This window comes from Nonomuraea sp. NPDC049784 (assembly GCF_040659615.1).
Taxonomy (GTDB): domain Bacteria; phylum Actinomycetota; class Actinomycetes; order Streptosporangiales; family Streptosporangiaceae; genus Nonomuraea.
Genome location: NZ_JBFAMX010000743.1, coordinates 1 through 4,428 on the forward strand (window position 1 = coordinate 1; position 4,428 = coordinate 4,428).

Annotated in this window: 4 protein-coding genes; 3 read left to right on the top strand and 1 reads right to left on the bottom strand. The window is 72.4% G+C overall.

From position 1 onward, the window contains the following. The 3 genes from glpK to AB0J09_RS57415 form a co-directional block, all read left to right on the top strand. Positions 1 to 1,252 (top strand): glycerol kinase GlpK (glpK, locus tag AB0J09_RS57405; RefSeq protein WP_360711345.1); only part of this gene is annotated, 1,252 nt, incomplete at its 5' end. Positions 1,253 to 1,263: 11 nt separating this feature from the next. Then, positions 1,264 to 2,826: a glycerol-3-phosphate dehydrogenase/oxidase gene (locus AB0J09_RS57410; protein WP_360711348.1), complete on the top strand. Its 1,563-nt coding sequence runs from the start codon at positions 1,264 to 1,266 to the stop codon at positions 2,824 to 2,826. A gap of 144 nt (positions 2,827 to 2,970) precedes the next feature. Further along, the gene (locus AB0J09_RS57415; protein WP_360711351.1) at positions 2,971 to 3,450 is read left to right on the top strand and encodes a hypothetical protein; all 480 of its coding nucleotides are present in this window, start codon (positions 2,971 to 2,973) and stop codon (positions 3,448 to 3,450) included. Positions 3,451 to 3,848: 398 nt separating this feature from the next. Here the strand turns inward: AB0J09_RS57415 and AB0J09_RS57420 are convergent. Further along, a partial coding sequence (locus AB0J09_RS57420) for a malic enzyme-like NAD(P)-binding protein (RefSeq protein WP_360711354.1) occupies positions 3,849 to 4,428 on the bottom strand: 580 nt, incomplete at its 5' end.

Below are 4,428 nucleotides of genomic sequence, written 5' to 3' on the forward strand. Positions count from 1 at the left end.
CGGCCGCCACGCAAACACCACCCCCGGCGACCCACGGGTGGTGGGGGCGCGGCCGCCGCCCCGGCCCCCCCCCCCGGCGATCGTCTGGCAGGACACCCGCACGGCCCCGCTGACCCGGGCGCTGGCCGAGCACGAGGGGCTGTTCAAGGAGAAGGCGGGGCTGCCGCTGACGACCTACTTCTCCGGGCCGAAGATCCGCTGGCTATTGGACGAGATCCCCGGGCTGCGGGAGCGGGCCGAGCGCGGCGAGGTGCTGTTCGGGACGATGGACAGCTGGCTGCTGTGGAACCTCACCGGCCGGCACCTCACTGACGTGACCAACGCCAGCCGAACGATGCTGATGAACATCCACACGCTGGCCTGGGACGACGAGCTACTCGCCGCGCTGGGCGTGCCCCGCGCGATGTTGCCGGAGATCCGTCCGTCCGCCGAGGTCTACGGGCACACCGCGGCAGGCGTGCCGGTCGCCTCGGCGCTCGGCGACCAGCAGGCGGCGCTGTTCGGGCAGACGTGCTTCGCGCCCGGCGAGACCAAGAGCACCTACGGCTCCGGCAGCTTCCTGCTGATGAACACCGGCCAGGAGCCGGTCGTCTCCAAGCACGGCCTGCTGACCACCGTCGGCTACCAGATCGGCGACGGCCCTGCCACCTATGCCCTGGAGGGAGCCATCGCGGTCACCGGCTCGCTGGTGCAGTGGCTGCGTGACAACCTGGGCCTGATCTCCAGCGCGGCCGAGATCGAGACCCTGGCCAGGACGGTCGACGACAACGGCGGCTGCTACTTCGTACCGGCCTTCTCGGGGTTGTTCGCGCCGCACTGGCGGTCGGACGCGCGCGGGGTGATCGCGGGGCTGACCGGGTTCGTCAACAAGGGGCACATCGCGCGGGCCGTGCTGGAGGCCACGGCGTGGCAGACCCGCGAGGTGGTCGACGCGATGAACGCCGACTCGGGGCTCGACCTGACCACGCTGCGCGCCGACGGCGGCATGACTGCGAACAACCTGCTCATGCAGACGCTCGCCGACGTGCTCGCGGTGCCGGTGATCCGGCCCATGGTGGCCGAGACGACCGCACTCGGCGCCGCCTACGCCGCCGGGCTGGCGACCGGCTACTGGCCCGACATCGACAGCCTGCGCGCCAACTGGCACAAGGCCGCCGAATGGCGCCCGGCCATCGACGAGGCCGCGCGCGAGCACGAATACCGCAACTGGAAGAAGGCCGTGGCCCGCACCCTCGACTGGGTCGAGCAGTAGGGAGTCTGGAAATGAGGACCACGACCGGCGCCGACCGGGCGGAGACCCGCGAGGAGCTCTCCCGCACCGCCTACGACCTGCTCGTGATCGGCGGCGGCATTCTCGGCACGTCGGTGACCTGGATGGCCGCGCAGGCGGGGCTGCGGGTGGCCATGGTCGACGCGGGCGACTTCGCCGGCGCCACCTCCAGCGCCTCCTCCAAGCTCGTCCACGGCGGCCTGCGTTACCTGCAGACCGGCAACGTCAGGCTGGTCGCCGAGAACCACCGCGAGCGCCGCGCCCTGGCCGCCGACATCGCGCCGCACCTGGTCAAGCCGCTGACGTTCCTGGTGCCGATCTACAAGGGCGGGCCGCACGGCGCCGCCAAGCTGGGCGCGGGGGTGTTCCTGTACTCGGCGCTGTCGGTGTTCGGCGACGGCATGGGCAAGGTGATCACGCCCCACCAGGCCATGGCGCGCGTCCCCGCGCTGCGGAGCGCGGGGCTGCGTGCCGCCGCCGTCTACGGCGACCACCAGATGAACGACAGCCGCGTCGCGGTCATGACCGTCCGGGCCGCCGTGGACGCGGGCGCCGTCGTACTCAACCACGCCGAGGTCGTCGGACTGCGCAAGACGGGCGGCACCGTCGCTGGCACCGTCACCGGGGCCGACCTGCGCGACCGGCTCGACGGCACCGAGTTCGGCGTCTCCGCCCGGCTCGTGCTGAACGCCACCGGGCCGTGGGTGGACCACCTGCGGCGCATGGAGGACCCGGACGCGGCGCCGAGCATCCGGCTGTCCAAGGGCGCCCACCTGGTCCTGCGCCGCCACGAACCGTGGAAGGCCGCGCTGACCACGCCGATCGACAAGTACCGGGTGTCGTTCGCCATCCCCTGGGAGGACCACCTGCTGCTCGGCACCACGGACGAGGCATACGAGGGCGACCCCGCCGCGGTGAGCGCCACCGACGCCGACATCGCCCAGATCCTGGACGAGGCCGGCCACGCGGTACGCGACTCCCAGCTCAGACGCGAGGACATCACCTACGCCTTCGCAGGGCTGCGGGTGCTGCCCGGCGGACCCGGCCAGGTGGCCGCGGCCAAACGGGAGACGGTGGTGACCAGGGGCTCGGGCGGCATGCTCTCAGTGGCGGGCGGCAAGTGGACCACCTACCGCCACATCGGCAAGCACGTCCTCGACACGCTCGCCCACCTGCCGGGGCAGCCGCTGGGCGACGACCTGGCCGACATCCTGCCCGCCGTGCCGCTCCCCGGCCTGGCCAGCCCCGACGCGGTGGCCATGCGCCTGTGGACCGACCGCGACCCGGGCGCGCGCATGGACCCGCTGGTGGCCAGGCACCTGGCCACGCATTACGGCTCGATCGCGTTCGACCTGGCCCGGCTCATCCGCGACGAACCCGCGCTCGGCGAGCGCATCCACCCGGACGGTCCCGACATCTGGGCCCAGGCGGTTTACGCGCGCGACAGCGAGTGGGCGGCCACGGTGGACGACGTCGTACGCCGCCGCACGACGCTCACGGTCCGCGGCCTCGACACTCAGGACGTACGGGCCAGGATCCAGGAGCTGCTCGGCTGATCCTGGACCGCCACGAGCACGCCGGATGTAGGAGAGCGTCTTGGCCGGGACCGGCCGGGCGCCCCACTCCCGTGGCCGCCTGACCGCTCACAGAAGTGGTCTGGCCGTCCGGCGGCGGGGAAGGGGGGTGGCATGTGTACTCCCATGAACGAAGCCCTGATCCGTCACTTCTGCGACCTTCGCGACGGCATCCACGGCCAGGCCGTCTCGCGGGAGGACAAGGAGCGCCTGTTCGCCACGGCCACCGAGTTGCTGGACCCGGTGGCGCGCCGAGCCCTCGAGGAGGTCAACGCCGACCTGCTGCTCGGCACCGGCGAAGTGGTGGCGAGCGGGGTCACCCGGTCGCGCGAGGGCGGGCTGAACGCGATGTGGTCGCTGACGTGGCCGGAGCAGCGCGCCTGCCACGTCCAGCCGATCGCCATCGTGGCCCATTACGGATGCGACTTCCACCACCCGCACCTGCGGGGCAACACGGTCGGTGACTGGCCGATGAACGTCTTCGACGCGGCGGACGCTGAGGCGCAGCTCGACACCTTGCGAGTGATCGCCGCAGGCGACGCCCACAACCTGGTCTTCCAGGAAACCTACCGCCTCATGCCCGCCGTCACGGCGCAGACCGCGTAATCCTCCGTCCATCGCATCACACCGACGCGAAGGCCGAGAGCGGGCAGAGGGGCACACGTTTCGGGCGCCGGTGCGGAGAGAGGGCGCGCGGCGGAGCTCGGCACAACGCGGCGGGCGTGGCGCGCGAACCGGGCAGCACAACGCATGCTGCGGCTCGGCGGGAACCACGGAACCAGGCGGCACACCGCATACGGCGGGCCGGTGGGAGCCACGGAGCCGGTCAAAGGATCGCCGTAACGGTGGCCGGCCACGAGCGGGTCAGCGGGCGTCCCCCTGGAGGCCCTCAACCTGGACGGCGGGTGGCGCCAAGCCGGCTCCGCCGTAACGGATGAAAACCACCAGCCACGTGCGGCGGGCGACCTCGGCCAGACCCCGCCGCACGACTACGAGTTGAAGACTTACGCCTCGGTGAAGCCGCGGGCGCGCCCGCCGGCGGATTCACGGACCGCGGCCGCGACGGCGGCCGCCACGTCGGGGTGGAACACGCTGGGGATGATGTAGTTGGGACCCAGCTCCTCCGGCGTGACGACGGCGGCGAGGGCGCCGGCGGCGGCCAGCAGCATCTCCTGCGTCACCCCACCCGCCTGCGCGTCCAGCAGCCCGCGGAAGACGCCCGGGAAGGCCAGCACGTTGTTGATCTGGTTGGGATAGTCGGACCGCCCCGTGGCCACCACGGCCGCGTGCTCGCGGGCGTCGTCGGGCGACACCTCGGGCTCCGGGTTGGCCAGCGCGAACACCACCGCGTCCTTGGCCATCGTGGCGATGTCGTCACCGGTCAGGATGCCCGGCGCGGAGACCCCCACGAAGACGTCGGCGTCCTTGACCGCCCCCCGCAGATCCCCCGAGTAGCCTTCGGCGTTGGTGTGGTCGGCGATCCAGCGCAGCGACTCGTCGAGGTCGTCGCGCCCGCGGTGCACGGCTCCCAAGTAGTCGCAGACGACCACGTTGCGCGCGCCGGCCGCCAGCAGCAGCCGCAGC